The sequence below is a fragment of the Pseudoalteromonas sp. NCIMB 1079 genome (genome assembly GCF_040567695.1).
Lineage (GTDB): Bacteria > Pseudomonadota > Gammaproteobacteria > Enterobacterales > Alteromonadaceae > Pseudoalteromonas > Pseudoalteromonas distincta.
Map to the genome: position 1 here is coordinate 288902 of NZ_JBEWZA010000002.1, position 18950 is coordinate 307851.

Here is an 18950-nt window from a genome sequence, read left to right on the forward strand (position 1 = left end):
TTATGCTCCTTTCTCGCTTCGCTCTGCAATAATACCGGCGCTCTGCTCTTGGATAGTTAACAAGATATTTTTAGCGCGCGTATTAAGTAAGGTGTATAAAAATACCGTTGGTATGGCGACCACTAAGCCCAATACCGTTGTTACTAGTGCTTGAGAAATACCACCCGCCATAAGCTTAGGATCCCCAGTACCAAATAAGGTGATTGCTTGGAATGTATTGATCATGCCGGTTACCGTACCTAATAAACCTAACAGCGGCGCAACAACAGAGATGATTTTGATAAGTGTTAAATTACGCGTCACTTTTGGCATTTCACGTAAAATAGCTTCACTTAGTTTAAGCTCCAGTGTGTCGTGTGAAACACTTGGGAATTGATCTTTTACTTTCATTACGCGTCCAAGCGGATTGTCATCACGAGCAACTGTATCTTTAAGCTGACGACGAATTTTACCGCCCATAATTAATAACGAGAAAAAACGCTCAAGTGATATAAGAAGTGCAATAACACCTACGCCTAAAATCACATAGCCCACTGTGCCACCTTGGTGAACACGCTCTTGGGTATCCGGTGCTTGTACTAATAAACCAAGTATAGAGCCACCTGTTGGGTCAAGTGCAAATTGCACCACGCCACTTTTAGTGCTTTGTAGCTCTTCTGCTGTTGCAGTAAAGCGCGATACAGGTTGGCGAGTTAATTCACTCAAAGAATTAGTCGAAGGATTAAACTCTAAATACTTGCCGTTTGATACGAGGTTAAATGCGCCCACTCGCACAACTTCTTGCTGTGCTTTAGTACCGCCTTCAACAATAACACTTGCGTTAAAGCGGCTAACTTTACCTTGCTCGGTCATTTCACGTTGTAGTTCAAACCATACTTTTTCAATATCTTCTATTGAGGCAAGTTTTGACGTTGAACCCATTTTTTGAGCAAGTTCATCCATAAACGTACTGCGCCCGTCTATTTGAGCCGACACAATTGATGTCGCAAACTTATTGCTCGAATCACCTGCAACTTGTTGAAGAACGCCAAACAACTCTTTAAGCGAACCCATGCGTTTAGAAAGCGTGTCTGTTAGGTTAGCTAGTTTTACTTCGTTTTCTTCAAACTGTGTTTCTAAACGCTCAGATTCCACCAGCATTTGATTGCGCTTTGCTTGGGTATTTTTAAGTGTTTGTACTTGTTCGTTTTGACGAGCAGCAAACTCTTGTTCACGTTGCTTGTTTTGCTCGCTTTGTGCTGATTTACCATTTTCGAGCGTTTTAAGTAATGAATCTAGATTCATTGGCTCTGGCTCTGCCGCTACACTCGCGCCAGTAATGCTTAGGCTTGCAGCAAAAAGAGCTATTTTTGTCATTTGAGTAAACAATTTCATTTTCAACCTCTTATTCTGCTGCATGTACTGGCAGAGTTAACATATCTGGGGCTAGTTGCTTACGTGCAATACGTAAGCCTTTATTTATTTGGCTTATTGTAGAATCTGGTAATACTTCAAACGATTTTGTATCTGCATTCCAACTACCGGCTTTTTTGCCATCGCGTGTTAAGTAAATAAGCTCTAAACGGCCAATGCGCAAAAAATCAACTTCACGCTCTTTGTCATCCACATTTAAAAGTGCGGTATAAGCTTCAATAGTGCGCCCGTAGTCTACTTCTACTTGATACGCTTCAAGTACACGGCGAAATTTTTCACTTGAGTTAATATCAGCACGATTCATCATTTCTTTTAAAGACGTAACGCGCTTAGTGCGCTCATCAGCTAAAAATGGAATATCTAAAGATACAAACTGCTCAAGACCTTCAATCATTCTAAGCATTAGCGGCGTAATTTGACGTTCAATAATAGAAACCTGATCCATTGACAGGTTTAAAGATTCCATCTCTTCTATTTGATTATTTAATTGTTTAGTTAGCTGGGCGTTGTATACAGCTAAACCATCAATCTCTTTATTGAGGGTTTTAAATTGCTGTAAACGTCCTTGCATTGAATCTGCAATCTTGTCTATTTTTGTTTGTGATTGCGCAGCTGATTTATTAATTTCACTGCTTTTATCAATAACCTTATCTAAATCGTTTGCGTGTACTGCTGCACTTGCGGCCACAATACCAGCTAAGATTAATGGTTTAACGCCTTTCATCGCATACACCTTTACTCGTTAGTTAGCGGATTTGCTAGTTTGTTTTTTTAGGTCATAAACTTCGTTATATAAATAATTTATGACTTAATAATTTCAATGAGCAGGAGTTTATAGATGAAACATGACAAGGATGTTGCGCAAAAAAGTCGCTTTTATGACAGTGGTAATAATTAAGACTTACGAGAGGGTTTTTTAAGATGATAAGAGCATTTGTTAACCAAATGCCCTATAAGCAGGCTGGGTTATTTTAAAATTGAATTAATTTGATTAAGAGAATAGTGCCAATCGGTATAATTAATTTCTATAGGGTAAGCTTTATTATCTTTAATAAGCACTAGTGAGGGAAAACCTTGAATTGGTAAAGTGCGAACAAAGGATAACTCAGCTTTAAATTCATCATTAAGCTCACTTGACGCTAGCTGCTCCGAAAACTCATCTTTATTTAAGCCAATTTTTTCAGCCAAACTAATTAATGTACTTTCATCAGACGGGTTTTGTGCGTTTAGGTAATAAGCGTGTTGAATAGCAGCCACCATTTGAGCTTCTTTACCCGCTTTACGTGCTATAAGTGCAGCTCTGCATGCGGGATACGTTGAACGTCTTGGCTGGCAATTGCGCCAAAAATCATAATTAAATTGCGTACCTAACTGCGCTGAAATTTTATGCCAAGTGCCCTCAAGCATCTCTTTCATATTTTGTGGCATTGGGTCTTGGCTATCGGGTGCTAGGCCACCCACTTTATATTCAATTGTTACTTTACCAGCAAGCTCTGATTTTAGCTTAAGCCAGGTTGGTGAGTAACCCCAACACCAACTACACATTGGGTCATGAACATATATTAACTTACTTTGAGACATATTAATCCTTCAACTAGTTCGAGACGACTCTATTGCGACCTGAAGCCTTTGCACTATAAAGAGCTTCATCAGCTTGTTTTAATGAATCATCATAATCAGTTACTTTATTTACTTGTGCAATACCTATGCTACAAGTGATTGAAATGCGTTGTTTATCATCAGTCAACATAACATGCCCTGCGACAGCCTCTCGAAATTTGTTTGCTATTACAGTGGCTGTAGAGGAAGTGAGCTGCGGTAAAATAACAACAAACTCCTCACCGCCATAACGAGCCTTTAACGCAGTTGCCAAAAACTGAGATTCCAAAAGCTTGGTAAATTCAATTAATACCGTATCACCAAAATCGTGGCCATGCGTATCGTTTAAAGATTTAAAATTATCTAAATCAATTAACAAAATTGAAAAAGGTAAGTACTGCTCTGGGCGTGTTTGAGCAAGCTTTAAAAAATGAGAGGTAATAAAACGCCTATTTGCTATGCCAGTAAGGGGGTCAGTATAAGCATCTTGTTTTTGCTCTAGCGTAATATCGGCAATAGCCATGTGGCTTTTATGCCTAAAATACTCACCAATAAATGAGAATAAAAACACCATAGAAAAGGACGCTATAAAACGTGTTTTTTCTACGTTGCCATAGCTAACTTGACCAAAGTCAGGGCCGTATAAAATAACAATACAAGAAAACAGTAAGGTACAGCCTAACCAAGCACCTAGTCTAACCCCTAAAGATGCAAACGTTACGACAGGATAAAACATTAGCCAATATAGCGCGGTATTATCTTTACCGCCGGTATAAACAAGTGCAACAAACATCATGCACACAATGCTCATACTTATTAATGCCACAACTTGCAGGTTACCCGTTTTTATAAAATAGATAGAACAGCTTATATTTGTAATGTTAACGATAATTAATGAAGCGGTCAGTAGTGGCGAATAAAGCTTATAATTAAAAAACACTAATACTGCGATCAACACAATTGAAATCCCAATCATGGTAAATAAAGAAAACGCTTTGCGTTGCATGTCTGAGCTATAAACACTGTCGATATTTATCAGACTGAGCCAATTTGGTTTATTCACATTTTTTTAGTATTAATTTTATACTTTAAACTTTTGAACCATATTTTCTAAAGCACTAAACTGTTGTTTTAGTTTGGTACATTCGTCAAGCGTGTCATTTAAGTTGGCCTTGCCTTGTATACAAAGCGAATTAATTGTTTGAATATCTGTATCTAATAACTTAACAACTTGGTTTTGCTCATCTGTTGCACTGGCCACAGAGTAATTTGCATCGTTAATTTGTTGAATCGCTTGTATAACATGGCTCATTAAATTGCCAACAGCATCGGCTTGTTGCACGCTTTTTTCACTGCCTTCAAGGCTCGTTTTCATAAGCTCTACAGCAAGGTTTGAGCCTTTTTGCAACTGACTAACCGTGTCTTCAATCTCTTGCGTTGACTGTTGAGTGCGGTGCGCTAATTGCCGAACTTCATCTGCTACAACGGCAAAACCGCGTCCCGCCTCTCCTGCTCTAGCGGCCTCAATTGCGGCATTAAGTGCCAATAAATTAGTCTGCTCGCTTACACCTTTAATAACTTCAAGCACTTGGCCAATACTGGCTGTATGCGAATTTAAACTGTTTATAGTTTGCTGAGCTTTTTCCATATTACCCGAGAGCTGGTGGATAGTTGCAACACTGTGGCTTAATGCTTCTTGGTTTTGTGTTGAATGTTCATCTGCATTTTTAGCAAGCTGCGATGCACTCTCTGCATTACTTGAAATATCCATTGATGTAGCTGAAAACTGGTTGATAGCCGCTGCAACACTATCGGTTCGTTTACTTTGATCATCATACATAGACAGCGAAGAATGTGTTTGTGATACCAAGCTCTCAATAGCTGTATCTAATTGCTTTGTAGACTCTTTTACTTGCTCTATTGAATGCTGAATTTTTTCGATGAAAATATTAAATGAATAGCTTAAATCGCCAAATTCATCGTCGTTTTCAACAGTTAAACGCCTTGTTAAATCGCCCTCACCTTGTGCTATATCTTTAATAGCATCGTTTAAACGATTCATTGGCTGCATTAAATAGCGTAATAAAAGCTGCATCATAATTATAATAGTGATAATTCCTATCACCATAAAAACAGCTGCGGTTTGGCCAAAATTAGAGACACTGGCATACGCTTTATCTTTGTCTATAACAACACCTAGGTACCAATCTACGTTTTCAATACCACTAATTTTTGTAAACGAAATAAGCTTAGACTCTCCGTTTATCTCGTATTGGGTAAACTCACTTTGTAAAGGCGTATTGGTGCCAAAGATGTCTGATGTATTTTTTAAGTTTAACTGAGCATTTGGATGGCTTAACACTTGGCCTTTGTTATCGAGTAAAAAACCATAACCGAGTCCTAAAAAGTCAATATCGTTGATAATTTTTGTCACGGTTTGCATATCAATATCGGCACCTGCAACACCACTAAATTGGCCATTTTGTAGCATGGGTACTACCGCTGAAATTGTAAGCTCGTTAGTGGTTACATCAATATAAGGAGTTGTAAAAGCGGTATTTGATTTGTTTTCGACTAATTTATACCAAGGGCGAGAAGTCGCATCAAAATCTGGAGGTAAAACGACTGATTGATCGTTTAATATAAACGTGCCGCTGGATTTACCTATATACGTATTTTTAAAGCTTCCAGCAAGCTCTGCTGTATTTAATTGTGAAAGGGTGAGTGCTTTAGAATCATTAGCTTTATGGGTTTTAGCAATTGATATTACAATCGCCAACTTTGCATTTAACCAACTCGCTATATTTTGTGAAACAGATTCGGAATTTTGTTGCAATACCAGGCTTAACTGCTGCTCGGTTTGCTTGCGCATCGCAATGTAGTTATTAAAAGTAAATAACCCTAGCACCAAAACCAAAATTAAAGAGGCTGCAATAGTCACTTTGGAAGTAAATTTCAACGAGTTAAGCATATACATCCTTTTTATTATTTTTCTTTGTTATCCATACAGTTTTAGCAAAAATTTAGCTAAATGTCCCAATAAATAAGCCTTGCGACTAGGTTATTAGATAAAAATAAGGATAAAGGGTTAAAAAATAAGAGGCTGTAAGGGGTAACTGACTAATATTAAAATAAATTGTGACTAGGTACACTGCTTTTGGAACGTTCCCATTAAATGTAGCTTTATAAGTGACTGAATACGTATTCAGTCACTCTTGTATAGTCTGTTATTTCCACTTATTTGCTAAGCGAACAACATTTAAACCGTACCATGCAATAAATACATAACATAACATTGGAACAAAAAAGCTTTGCTGTATATTTACCGTATCAGCTATAAACCCTTGTAGTAATGGTACAAGTGCACCACCAACAATTGCTAAACATAACCAACCAGAACCTTTGCTCGTCAATGATCCTAGTCGCTCGATTGCAACTGAAAATATAGTCGGGAACATAATTGAGTTAAATAAACCAATTGCCAATACTGAGTATAAAGCGACGTCACCTTGAGTAAAAATAGTGATCAATAATAGCGCAATAATACTAAATGCATTAAACGCTATAGCTTTAGAAGGTGCAATCTTTTGTAATAATACAGAGCCAATAAAACGCCCTACCATTGCCCCGCCCCAGTAATAACTAATAAGTGCTGCTGCAGTGTGCTCTTCAAGCCCTGCTATGTGCGCCTCACCAAAGTAGTTAACTAAAAAGCTGCCAATGGCAACTTCCCCGCCTACGTAGCAAAATATAGCAAGTACACCCATAGTTAAGTGCGGTGCTTGCATTAACGAACAAGATTCAATTGCTGTATTATTTTCCTCTTTGTGGGCTTCAATTTCTGGAAGCTTTATAAAGGCAAATACAATAGCGATAAGTAATAAAGCGCCAGCAAGCATTAAATAAGGCACTTTTACAGATTCAGCAGTTGCTGCCGATGCGGCTAAACTACCTGCAGTACCGAAAAATAATAAACCACCAACATAAGGCCCAACGGTAGTACCAAGCGCATTAAGTGCTTGTGCTAAATTTAGACGAGAAGAAGCTGTTTTTTCGCTGCCAAGAGCAGCAACATAAGGATTGGCAGAAACCTGAAGTACTGTTACGCCTGCAGCAAGTACAAATAAAGCGCCTAAAAATAGCCAATATTCATGTACTACAACAGCAGGGTAAAACAACATACACCCCATTGAAGCCACAATTAAACCAGTTAAAATCCCTTTTTTGTAACCAAATTGCTTAACTAAAAGCCCCGCAGGAATAGAAACAATAAAGTAAGCCCCAAAAAAGCAAAACTGTACTAGCATCGCTTCAAAAAAGCTCAAATCAAATACGCCTTTTAAGCGTGGTATTAGTACATCGTTTAAAACAGTAATAAAGCCCCATAAAAAAAATAGGGTCGTCATTGCAGTCAGTGGAAACAGATAATTTTTATTTGGCTGTTCGTTGACCGCGAATGATTGGTTTGTATTTATTTCACTCACGTCGTTTTCACTCCATTAACAAGTTGAAAACGATTTTACATGTTTAAATATAAATTAGTCAGCGCACTTATGGAACGTTCCAGTAACGTTATTCACATTGCGTTTTGGTCGCACTAATAATTCGGTCTATTTCGCCACTGTTATTAAACTTATAAAGCCCTTCGTTTATATCCTCTAATACTAAAAGCCAATTATGCGCACGCTTACTAATGGCAAAATATAACGAGTTATATTGCAAAGGAATGCTTTCTTGCTCAATGGAAGAAAGCAAAGACTGTTTTTCAGGTTTAGTTAAAGAGGAGTAAGCCACAGATGATTTCAAAGCTTGAGGATCGCCTATAACCAAATCAACACGCTTAGCAGTCAGTAGCTTAACAAGCTGTAAATCATCAACAGAGGTGATAACTTCAAACTCGCCATTGTCCATCATGGCATCAAACTCTGGCGTATTTTGATACCCTCGAACAACACCAATCTTAAGCCCTTTGAGCGAGTTCAAGTTTCCTGTGAAATGGTCTGTATTGCCTTTCCTTTTTAAAAAAGCAATTTCGCCACCTTTAAACGAATTAGATAAGCCGAGTAACTCTCGACGTGTTTTACCATCAACATAATCGGAGGGGGCTGTATCTTCTATAAAGTATTCAGGCATTAGTATGTCAGCCCTGCCTAGTTCTACATTTCGTACCGCTCTTGCCCAAGACAAAAATTCAATATATACGCTGTAGCCCTTACTATTTAACAAGGCAATTGAAAATTGATAACCCCAGCCTTTATTACATACATTATTACCAATATAGGGAGGCCAATCGAGTGTGGCTAGATGAAGTATTTGTTTGGAGTTTTTAGCTTCATAGAGCACCCCCTGATTTATGGGAGTGCCCATTTAAAGTGTGTTGAGTACCGTTTTGAAAATACTCAACCGATGTTTCAGCAAAACTATTACTAGTTGTTAGCAATAATATAAAATAAAACCAGCGCATTTTAGTATCTATTTGTGATTAATAGTGTTTTTAAGTTTAGCTACTACTAACACTTTTGCACAAATAAACCTTAACTAATCAGCTTTTTTGCCACCTCATTTTATTGTTTGTATCACGAGAGCTAATAATAGTATCGTCACTACTCTCAACGCCGCCTAATTTAGCCAAGCGGTCATACAAAACTACATTACAGGTTGCCGCTAAATTCATACAGCCAATAGTTGGAATATATACCACTTCATCGCACCACTTTAAGACGTCTTTTGATACAGAACCATCTTCGGGGCCAAATACATAAAATGCATTTTCAGGATGTTTAAACTCAGGTAAAGGTGTTGCACCTTCAATAAGCTCAATAACCACAACCGTTGCGCCTTGTGGCTTTATTGCTTCTAAATTATCTGTTTCGGTTAAAGGAATACGCTCCACTACATTTTTTGTATCTGTATGGAATTTTTTGGCATTTAAGTAGCGATTGCCTGTAAAAAAAACTTGTTTAGCGTCATAACAGCCAGCTGCTCGCAATACACCACCAACATTAGTCGGGCTTTTAGGATTGATTAAACCAATTACGGCTTGTTGTTTACTCATTAATCTACGTCCTTTGTTGGCCATTCTGCAATGTACAAATCAAAGTCGTCGAGCTTTACATCGCAATCTTTTACTGTTTTGTCTTTTACAGAAATACCTAGCTCATGCATCTTTGTTTTATCACCATTATTTAATAACGGATGCCAAGAAGCCAAACCACGACCTTCATGTAAACGACGGTAACTGCAGCTTTGTGGCATAAAAAAGATGTCTTTAAGGTTTTCTTTTGTGAGTTTTACACAAGAAGGAACAAGCGTTTGGCGGTTTTCATATTCGCTACAACCACAGGTGTTGTTATCAAGATACTGACATACAATATTAGTAAATATTAATTGCTCACCTTCGCGTAACTGATCGGTGGCTGTAAATTCGTCTTCATCTTCGCTATCAATAAAGGTATTTAAACAACATTTTCCGCATCCATCACAAATGGCTTCCCATTCGTTTTGACTCATGTCGCTTAAGCTTTTTTTAAGCCAAAATTGTGTATTTGCTAATTGTTGATCAAACATAGTTTACTCGTGCCCCCTAAAGAGCGCGCATTCTATCGTATTGCTGTAAATGGCGCAAAGCCAATACCCTTTCAAAGTACTGGCTTGGCGCTACAAATTAGCTTTGAGATTTAACCCAACGCTTAATTTTTTCCTCTAGAATTGGCATTGGTAATGCGCCATCAATTAATATTTGCGTGTGAAACGCTTTAATATCAAATTTATCACCGAGTTCTCTTTTAGAAAAATCACGTAATTCTTGAATTTTAAATTGCCCTAACTTGTAAGAAAGCGCTTGTCCTGGCCATGCAAGATATCGCTCTACTTCAGCAATTACATCACTTTTAGCCATAGATGAATTTGCAAGCATGTAATCTATACCTTGTTGACGCGTCCACCCTTTTGCATGAAAACCAGTATCAAGCACTAAACGCATTGCGCGTAATTGCTCATCCGATAAACGTCCATACCACATATAAGGGTCGGTAAATAAGCCTAGCTCTTTACCTAAGCTTTCTGCGTAAAGCGCCCAACCTTCTGCAAACACGGTATAGCCACCAAATTTACGAAAATCAGGTAAGCCCTCTATTTCTTGCTGAAGTGCTATTTGAAAGTGATGACCTGGGGCTGCTTCGTGAATTGATAAAGTTTCGAGTAAAAATTTAGGCTGCGCTTTTAAGTTATAAGCATTGATATAAAAAATACCTGGGCGAGAGCCATCCGGTGCCGGTGATGCATAAGATGCACCGGCTGCCGACTGCGCTCTGTATGCTTCAACCGCTTTTACAACGTAAGGTGCTTTGGGTGCTATGTTAAAAAGTAGAGGTAAACGCGCATCTATTTTTTTCTTAACGTTTTCATATGCCGCAATTAACTCCTCGGGCGTGTCGTAGTAAAATTCATCTGAATCACGTAAATGATCAAAAAATTCAGATAGCTCACCTTTAAAGCCTACGGTTTCTTTTACTTTTTTCATTTCGCTTAAAATGCGCGACACTTCACTTAAACCAATGTCATGAATTTCGTCTGCAGATAAGCTAAGCGTCGTGTTTTTCTCAATTTGGTATTCGTACCATGCTTTACCGTTTGGTAAGTCACTGTAACCTACGCTTTCTCGACTATTAGGAATATATTGATTAGCTAAAAAGTCACTCATACTTTTATAAGCCGGTACTAAGTGCTGCATAATCAATTGACGATACTGCGCTGTAATTTTTTGCTTTTGTTGTTCGCTAAACGATTCTGGTAATTTTTTAATTGGTCCCCAAAATAGTGAATCCTCTGGATTTTTAACTACATGAGCTGCAAATTGTGGCTGTAATTTTTCAGCAAGTGGTTTTGGTAACGTAATACCTAGTTTGATGCCTTGCGCCATTGAACGCTCTACACTTGCAAGCCACTTTACAAAACCTTCGCTACGCGAGATAAAAGCCGTGTAATCTTCAACGGTATTAAACGGCTGAGCACTTTGACCTGAACCAAAACCTGCAAAGGTGTTATGCGCACCCGCCATTTGATTTATTGGTAGTAAATAATCAGGAAACTGCATGCCTTCTAATTTAAGTGCAAGGTCGCGCTCTAATATTTCAAAACTTAAAAGCGACTGCCCTGTTAACTGTGCTTTATCTATAAAGTTTAAACGCTGTTGATATTTTTTATAAAAAGCCGCTTTTTTAGCTCTATTTTCTTTTGAAATCTCAGGCGTAAATTGATCGTTAAACTCGTTACGACCATTGTACGTTGCGCTGATAGGGCTATATGTGAGCGATTCATCGTAATACTGTGCAACAAGTACATCGAGCTGTTGCTCTGCCGAAAGCTCTGAAACAATACCTGCCGATGCGTTAACCGTGTTTAACTGCGTACTGGTATTAGTGTGTGTACTAAGCTCAGTATTCATACAGCCACTTAAAGCAAACATAACGCCACTGGCAACTAATGCTAATTTAATTGATTTCATGATAATCCTTTTTAATATCGTTTCTTAATTATGCGCATTAAAGCGTGCTTAATAAAGAAATTACGATAGATTGCATTCATCGTATTAAATTTGCACTTTTATCTGAACTTGTTACATTTCTATTAATTAAAATATGATTTAAAAGAAAAATAAAATGAAAAAACAACTACTCAGCACCTCTATTGCCTTACTTTGCTTAACCGCTTTTAATACCCATGCAGTTACATACCTATCAGCTAAAGCCATGGTTGATGTTAAAGATGGCAAACTCATTAAATCCCCTTTAATTACTATTGATGATGGCGTAATTACAAACATTGAACAAAATAAAAAACCAACGCTGTCTAAAGATGATAAACATATTCAACTCCCTGATTTAACCCTTATGCCAGGTTTAATGGATATGCATGTGCATTTAACAAGCGACCCTACGGTTCCGCGCAGTGAACGCTTGGGTCAATCAGTTCCTAGAATGACGATTAAAGCGGCTCATTTTGCTAAAAAAACCTTAGAAGCCGGATTTACAACAGTACGTAATGTTGGCGCAGAAGGTTACAGCGTCATAGCCGTGCGTGACGGCATAAATGCGGGTGACATAGTTGGCCCTCGTATTTGGGCTGCAGGCCCATCACTCGGCATTACTGGCGGGCACTGTGATAACAACCGATTACCTCCTGAGCTTAAATATACTTCAAGTGGCGTCGCAGACGGTCCATGGGCTGCGCGTATAAAAGTACGCGAAAATATTAAATACGGGGCAAATGCTATTAAGTTTTGCGCCACAGGTGGAGTATTTTCAAAAGGGACTAAAGTAGGTGCACAGCAGTATTCTTTTGAAGAAATGAAAGCCATCGTTGATGAAGCCCATATGCGAGATTTACCTGTTGCAGCTCATGCACACGGTACAAGCGGGATTAAAACAGCCATTAAAGCAGGTGTTGATAGCGTTGAACACGCCAGCTTTTTAGATGACGAGGCCATAGCGCTTGCCAAAGAGCATGGAACTTGGCTTTCTATGGATATTTATAACACCGAATATACGCTAACTTATGGCGAGCAAAACGGCGTAGACGAAGAAAACCTAAATAAAGAGCGCCAAGTTTCTAAAAGGCAGCGTGATAGCTTTAGCCGTGCTGTAAAAGCGGGTGTTAAAATGGTGTTCGGTACCGATGCAGCAATTTACCCGCACGGAGATAATGCAAAACAGTTTAGCCGCATGGTTGAATTTGGCATGACAGAACTACAAGCCATTCAAGCATCAACTATTAATAGCGCTAAGTTATTAAAAATGGATACTCAGTTAGGACAAATTAAAACCGGATTTGCAGCTGATATAATTGCGGTAAAAGCAAATCCTCTTAAAAGTATTAAAACCTTAGAGGCAGTACCTTTTGTAATGAAAGCAGGTGTTGTTTATAAAAACCAGTTGTAAATACACGCTATTAAGGCTGAGTTTACTCAGCCTTAATAAAACTCTCACCTATCTTGAATATGCCATAAAAGGGTCACCGTCCCCCTATTAGACTCGCTTTTGTCTATTAATTATCCGAACAGTTTTATTTAATCAAATAAAATGAACTTTCTATTCACTTTAAAAACAATAACCATTATCATTCGCGCAAATTCAATAACGCGAATAGTTATCACTCTATGAAAACGTTTAAGTACTCTCTTATTACTCTTGCTTGTTTAAATGCAAATGTGGCATTTGCCCAAAATACACAAGTTGATGCTGATATTGAACGCATCAGCGTATACGAAAAGCAAAACCGTGTGGTGATGAGCTCTGGTCTTGCTACTAAATCAGACATGTCTTTAATGGAAACACCTGCACCGGTAGTAATTATTGACCGAGAACTGATTGAATCTCAAGGTGTGGATAGCTTACAAGATTTAGTTAGAAACGTAAGTGGCTTAACACAAGCAGGTAATAATTACGGTATTGGTGATAACTTAGTAATTCGTGGTTTAGATGCAAACTACACCTACGATGGTATGTACGGTGGTGCAGGCCTGGGTAATACATTTAACCCAACTCGTTCACTTACAAATGTTGAATCTGTTGAGGTTTTAAAAGGCCCAGCAACAGGTTTATATGGCATTGGTAGTGCAGGTGGCGTAATTAACCTAATTGAAAAAAAACCCGAGTTCGAAGAAAAACACAAAGTTGCGGCTGAGCTTGGCCAGTGGGATAGCTATTCATTATCGTTTGATAGCACTAACGCTATAACAGATGATTTAGCTTATCGTGTAATGGCTAAAACAGCGTCAAGTGACGGCTTTCGCGATTTAAAAGAAGATCGCGACGAAATTTATACCTCGCTTAAATACGTGCTAAACGACAGACAAAACATCATGCTTTCTGCAGCCTATATAAAAGATGAAATAGCGGTTGATTCTATTGGTCACCCTATTCGTATTTACAATGCAGAAACTGCAAATGGCTTAAGCGCGGGTGAAGTAACTGGTGCCGATTTAGTAAACGATCCGACAGGAAGCGGTGTACAGTTAAGTGATGCACAACGCGACCAACTTGCTAATTCATTATCAGCATCTGATGGCTTAACACCTTATAGCTTTGGCACAAATGGTATTATTTCACCAATGGCTGATGCTAACGAAGGTGAAGAACTGCGTTTTAAATTAACGCATAACTATTACATTACTGACGATTTGTTTTTAAACCAGCAGCTACAGTACCGTAACTACACATCAAGTTTTGCGCGCCAAACAGGTGCATATAACTACGTCTATTCAACACGCGATGGAATAATTAATAACGACCCTCGTGCTCCATTAGTTGAAGACGGTGTACTTTACCCGTATGCAGCACGCCGCCAAGAATACCGCCAAGTAGAAGCAGATGAAAAATCATGGCAGTACTTCTTAGATTTACGTTATGACTTTATGTTAGGCGACGTAGATAACGAATTACTAGTTAACGCCAACTACGAAGATAGAGATATTCGTTTTAAACAATTCTCAATATGGGATCAGGATTACGTACTCACAAACAATGATGGTGATGTAACGTACCAAGGTTCTTTGCCGTATATTTACGATATAAGAGAACCAAATTGGCCAACCGGTAACTTTGAAGATTACGATCCGCTTAAAACAAGTGACTACAATAAAAAAGTACAAGCATGGGGCTTAGGCATTCAACATGTTGGTTACATAACTGAAGAACTTACAACGCGTATTGGTGTGGCGTATAACCGAATTGAGCAAACTTATGAGCACTTTGGTGTTGATGAGCGCTACAGTTCTAGCCGTGCAGAGCCAACACCTGAAGCGAGTACATCAGATTCTGGCTTAACGTATAACCTTGGTGCAACGTATCAGCCATCTGAAGATTTATCTGTTTTTGTAAATCATTCAAAAGGCCGTACAGCGTATAGTGTATTAGGCTCAGTGGCAGGTAATGAAGCTGACCGAGAAGATTCAGAGTCTATAAGTAACGACCTAGGCTTTAGATTTAAAGCGTTTGATGACCAACTACTCGCATCTGTTGTTATATTTGAAAGCTCTCGTACTAATTTAGAATACGCAAACCCGCTTTATGACGCTTTAACATCAGGCTCAGATGTACCTGAAAGCTATTATGATGGTAAAGAGCAAACAAAAGGTGTTGAGCTTGATTTAAATGCTTACTTGAACGATAAATGGAAAGTAAACGTAAACGGTATTTATCAAGATGCACGTGACAAAAGTAATCCTAACAGCAGCAGTTACGACACACGCCAAAAAGGTGTGCCTTACGTAACAGCAAGTACGTGGGTAACCTACTACGCAGATATGTTTAATTTACCTGAAGCTGTAAATATAAGTGGTGGTATTACATTTGTAGATAACAGAAGTACTAATTCAAGTTCGTTTTCGATTCCTGATGGTTATGTACCAAGTTACACAACTTACGATACAGCTCTATCGTACACAACTGATAAATGGCATATGCAGTTAAACTTAAATAACTTGTTCAACAAAAAGTATTACTCAAAAGCGATGTTTTTAGGTGGTATGCCAGGGGAAGAGCGTAATGCAAAACTAAGTTTTAGTTACACACTTTAACTAGCTAACCTGAACTCTGGATAATAAATCTATCTCAAGCAGCTATTTTCAGCGCTCAGGTTAGTTAAATACTTAAAAAGCACGGTTTTCTAATTTAGAAGCCGTGCTTTTTTGTGTTTTATAAACGCTTAATCTAAATTAAATAGTAACCACTATGCGACCGTTAATTTCACCTTTGAGCATATCATCAAAAATTTCGTTAATGTCCTCTAAGCGTTTTTCTTCAATAATCGCTTTTACTTTACCTTGCGCTGCAAATTCCAAGCATTCTTGCAAATCTTTACGTGTACCAACAATAGAGCCAACTACTGAAACGCCATTAAGCACAGTATCAAAAATAGGAAGTGGCATATCCTCTGGAGGTAATCCCACTAATACGCATTTACCGCCACGGCGTACACTTTTATAGGCTTGTTCAAACCCAGCTTTAGACACTGCAGTACACACAACACCATGCGCGCCACCGACTTGTTCAAAAATAGCTTCGCTTGGAACCACCTCTTTAAAATCGAGGGTGATATCTGCGCCTAGCTCTTTAGCAAGCGCGAGTTTTTCTTTGCCTGTATCAACAGCTATTACATTAAAACCCATTGCTTTAGCATATTGCACGGCCAAGTGCCCAAGCCCGCCTACACCAACAATAGCAACCCACTGCCCTGGTTTAGCACCAGATACTTTTAATGCTTTATAGGTTGTAACACCTGCACAAAATAATGGAGCAGCCTCAGAAAAGCCTAATCCCTGAGGTATTTTTACCACGTAGTCGCCATGTGCTAAACAATATTCTGCATAACTACCATCAATAGAATAGCCCGTATTGTGCTGCGATAAACACAGTGTTTCTTTGCCATCTAGGCAAAACTCACAGTGCCCACATGCACTATAGAGCCAAGGAATACCCACTCTATCGCCAACTTCTAAGTGCTTAATGTTGCTTCCGACTTTTTCGATAACACCGACACCTTCGTGCCCTGGTACTAATGGCATTTTTGGTTTTACTGGCCAATCCCCATGACAGGCATGTAAATCGGTATGGCAAACGCCACAGGCCGCTATTTTTACTAAAACATCATTTATTCCCACCTCAGGAATTGGTAAGTCTGTTATTTGTAATTTACCTTTGTATTCATTATTAATTGCAGCTTTCATAGTCATTCCATCGTATGTGAAAAAATTAAAAATAAGGATTTATTTACGTATTGTTGTGTACAACATATCCCAATATAGATGTATAAATATTAATCTAAATTATACTTTAGTCGTTAAAATCAATTTATAAAATGGCTAAGAACTTGCTATCCAAAATGAGCGTGCTAGCATTTACTTTCTGAAATTACTGAAAGTTACTAAGCTATGAGTTTATCCGAAAAGAATTTTGCCTTTGTAATGCATTGTGGTGAGATGGGCAGCCGATGGGGATTCAATCGTACAATTGGGCAAATGTGTGGTTTGCTGATTATTACTAAAAATCCAATGACAGCTAATGAGATTGCAGATGCGCTTAGTATTTCTCGCGGTAATGTAAGTATGGGTATTAAAGAACTGCAATCGTGGCAGTTAATTAAAATACAGCATATTCCTGGCGATCGTAAAGAGTACTACGCCCCTGCTGGCGATATTTGGGATATGGCAAATCGCGTATTTGAAGAACGTAAAAAACGTGAAATTGAGCCCACCTTAACACTACTACGCGATAACTTATTAGACGAAGCCAGTAACGATGATGAGCTTTATGCACAAAAACAAATGGGTGAGATTCACAACCTACTTGAAACCGTCACTAAATGGTCATCAGAACTACAGCGTTTAACGCCAGAGCAACTTAATAAGCTAATGAAGCTAGGTTCTGGAATTGGTAAAGTTATTGACCTAAAAGAAAAGATATTCAAAAAAGAATAAAGCCGCAATTGCGGCTTTATTTATAGGTATATTTTAAGAATTAGATTTTTGGATAACCAATTCTATCCGACAAGTAACCTACACTAGTAGCAAAGTAATACGAGCGATTCCAATGCATAAACACTTTGTAGTTATCGTACGCTAAGTACATACGGCCATTTATATCATCAGGCATAACCAGCGCAGCACGTACGTCTACATTAGGTAAATCAGAACCATCAGCTTTACGAACACCCAGTGCTTGCCAATCAGCTAATGAGCGCTCTGAGTCATTCCAATATTCTAACCACTGCTTGCGAGTTTTGGTACCACGCACTAAAACGTATTTACTATCAAAGTTTTCAGGTAACTGAACTTGGCGACCCCACGTAAGAGAGTCATTCCAGCCTTCTTGTTTTAGATAATTAGCAATTGAGGCAAAAGCATCTTCTTTTGTAGTCCAAATATCTTTACGACCATCGTTATTGTAATCAACCGCGTAAGCATTAAAAGAGGTAGGCATAAATTGCGTTTGCCCCATTGCGCCTGCCCAAGAGCCTTTAAATTTATCAAGCGTTATGTGGCCCGACTTTAAAATATCCAGTGCAGCCCAAAGTTGGCGCTTATAAAGTGCTTCTCGGCGTCCATCAAAAGCAAGTGTCACTAATGATGAAATAACGTTATGTCCGCCTTGAATTGTACCAAAGTTACTTTCAAGTCCCCAAAGCGCCACTATAAAGCGTGCTTGTACGCCAAACTCTTTCGCTACTTTTTCAAGTACCTCTTTGTTTTCTGCGTAAAGCTTACGTGCGCGGTCAATTTTCCATTGTGGTACACGTTTTGGTAAATACGTTTCAAGGGTTTCTTTTACTTCTGGCTGGTTTTTGTCAGCCGAAACCACTTTTTCTTTATACGTTGCTGTTGCAAACGCATCGTCAATAAGTTTGGCTTCGTAACCTTTTGCGATAGCTTCTTGCTTTAAATTCGCTAAATAATCTTGAAATTCAGCCTGAGTTTTTGCCATAACAGGTGAGCTTAAACATACACCACATAATATAACGATAAGTTTTTTAATCACTATCAACTCCATTGTCTTTTCGTAATTGGCTTAGCAAATTTTGCTCAGGTGGTGGAATTTGTAAGTAGTAGCCTTTATCAGGATTTGATAACGCTGCTTTTACAGTTTCTAAATCTGCCCCACCTAAATGCTCACGTTTTGCTAAATTGATGATCATCACATAAACAGGTTGACCAAACATGGTCATCAAAGGTTCCGGAACTTTACTAAAATCATCTCTTTTTTCAACAAATAAGAACGTATCCGCTTTTTTCTTACTTTTATATACTGCAGTGAGCATTATGGCCCTATAAATTCTTGCTTAACAATGCCGCACACTATAACATGAGAGTAATAATAAGTTAGAAAAATTAGATTAGAAATTTCAATAAAGGCCCTATTCAGCCTACGTTTATCTAAAATTAA

15 protein-coding genes and 1 pseudogene are annotated in these 18950 nt (G+C 38.4%); 3 read left to right on the forward strand and 13 right to left on the reverse strand.

The genetic code is table 11. From position 1 onward, the window contains the following. The 10 genes and pseudogenes from ABX891_RS17995 to ABX891_RS18040 all read right to left on the reverse strand — a co-directional run bounded on the left by ABX891_RS17995 (window position 1) and on the right by ABX891_RS18040 (window position 11518). A complete protein-coding gene (locus ABX891_RS17995; RefSeq protein WP_354630281.1) occupies window positions 1–1374 on the reverse strand; it encodes a MotA/TolQ/ExbB proton channel family protein in 1374 nt (457 codons plus the stop codon). Between the two features lie 10 nt (window positions 1375–1384). Next, window positions 1385–2137 carry a DUF3450 domain-containing protein gene (locus tag ABX891_RS18000; RefSeq protein WP_182779780.1) on the reverse strand — a complete coding sequence of 251 codons (753 nt, stop codon included), beginning with the start codon at window positions 2135–2137 and terminating at the stop codon, window positions 1385–1387. A gap of 242 nt (window positions 2138–2379) precedes the next feature. Continuing rightward, complete coding sequence (locus ABX891_RS18005) at window positions 2380–2994, reverse strand: DsbA family protein (RefSeq protein WP_354630282.1); 615 nt, start codon at window positions 2992–2994, stop codon at window positions 2380–2382. A 13-nt stretch (window positions 2995–3007) separates the two neighbouring features. Then, on the reverse strand, window positions 3008–4018 hold the full coding sequence (locus ABX891_RS18010) for a GGDEF domain-containing protein (RefSeq protein WP_354630283.1): 1011 nt from the start codon (window positions 4016–4018) through the stop codon (window positions 3008–3010). Between the two features lie 75 nt (window positions 4019–4093). Further along, window positions 4094–5983 (reverse strand): methyl-accepting chemotaxis protein, encoded by a 1890-nt coding sequence (locus tag ABX891_RS18015; protein WP_354630284.1) that lies wholly within the window; start codon window positions 5981–5983, stop codon window positions 4094–4096. Window positions 5984–6239: 256 nt separating this feature from the next. Beyond that, window positions 6240–7496 carry a sugar MFS transporter gene (locus ABX891_RS18020; RefSeq protein WP_354630285.1) on the reverse strand — a complete coding sequence of 419 codons (1257 nt, stop codon included), beginning with the start codon at window positions 7494–7496 and terminating at the stop codon, window positions 6240–6242. A gap of 88 nt (window positions 7497–7584) precedes the next feature. After that, a pseudogene (locus tag ABX891_RS18025) lies at window positions 7585–8476 on the reverse strand (substrate-binding periplasmic protein). Window positions 8477–8554: 78 nt separating this feature from the next. Next, entirely contained in the window at window positions 8555–9067 is a 513-nt protein-coding gene (locus ABX891_RS18030; RefSeq protein WP_024595017.1) for an RNA methyltransferase, read from the reverse strand. Then, window positions 9067–9579: a YcgN family cysteine cluster protein gene (locus ABX891_RS18035; RefSeq protein WP_004334734.1), complete on the reverse strand. Its 513-nt coding sequence runs from the start codon at window positions 9577–9579 to the stop codon at window positions 9067–9069. Before ABX891_RS18035 ends, ABX891_RS18030 begins: the two co-directional genes overlap by 1 nt. 97 nt (window positions 9580–9676) lie before the next feature. Further along, window positions 9677–11518: a DUF885 domain-containing protein gene (locus tag ABX891_RS18040; RefSeq protein ID WP_354630286.1), complete on the reverse strand. Its 1842-nt coding sequence runs from the start codon at window positions 11516–11518 to the stop codon at window positions 9677–9679. A 154-nt stretch (window positions 11519–11672) separates the two neighbouring features. On the opposite strand from ABX891_RS18040, the gene ABX891_RS18045 reads away from it, so the two are divergent. After that, on the forward strand, window positions 11673–12950 hold the full coding sequence (locus ABX891_RS18045) for a Xaa-Pro dipeptidase (protein ID WP_354630287.1): 1278 nt from the start codon (window positions 11673–11675) through the stop codon (window positions 12948–12950). Between the two features lie 218 nt (window positions 12951–13168). Further along, window positions 13169–15589, forward strand: a complete 2421-nt coding sequence (locus tag ABX891_RS18050; RefSeq protein WP_354630288.1) for a TonB-dependent receptor — start codon at window positions 13169–13171, stop codon at window positions 15587–15589. 138 nt (window positions 15590–15727) lie between these two features. On the opposite strand, the gene adhP is transcribed toward ABX891_RS18050, so the two are convergent. Further along, window positions 15728–16738: an alcohol dehydrogenase AdhP gene (gene adhP, locus ABX891_RS18055; RefSeq protein WP_024604846.1), complete on the reverse strand. Its 1011-nt coding sequence runs from the start codon at window positions 16736–16738 to the stop codon at window positions 15728–15730. 204 nt (window positions 16739–16942) lie between these two features. Between adhP and ABX891_RS18060 the strand changes: the two genes are divergently transcribed. After that, window positions 16943–17488, forward strand: coding sequence for a GbsR/MarR family transcriptional regulator (locus ABX891_RS18060; protein ID WP_024604845.1), 546 nt, complete (start codon window positions 16943–16945; stop codon window positions 17486–17488). A 40-nt stretch (window positions 17489–17528) separates the two neighbouring features. Here the strand turns inward: ABX891_RS18060 and ABX891_RS18065 are convergent, their stop codons facing one another. Next, entirely contained in the window at window positions 17529–18545 is a 1017-nt protein-coding gene (locus ABX891_RS18065; RefSeq protein WP_004334714.1) for a lytic murein transglycosylase, read from the reverse strand. Continuing rightward, complete coding sequence (locus ABX891_RS18070; protein WP_008134235.1) at window positions 18538–18825, reverse strand: YcgL domain-containing protein; 288 nt, start codon at window positions 18823–18825, stop codon at window positions 18538–18540. The genes ABX891_RS18065 and ABX891_RS18070 overlap by 8 nt, the downstream gene beginning before the upstream one ends. Window positions 18826–18950 lie beyond the last annotated feature (125 nt).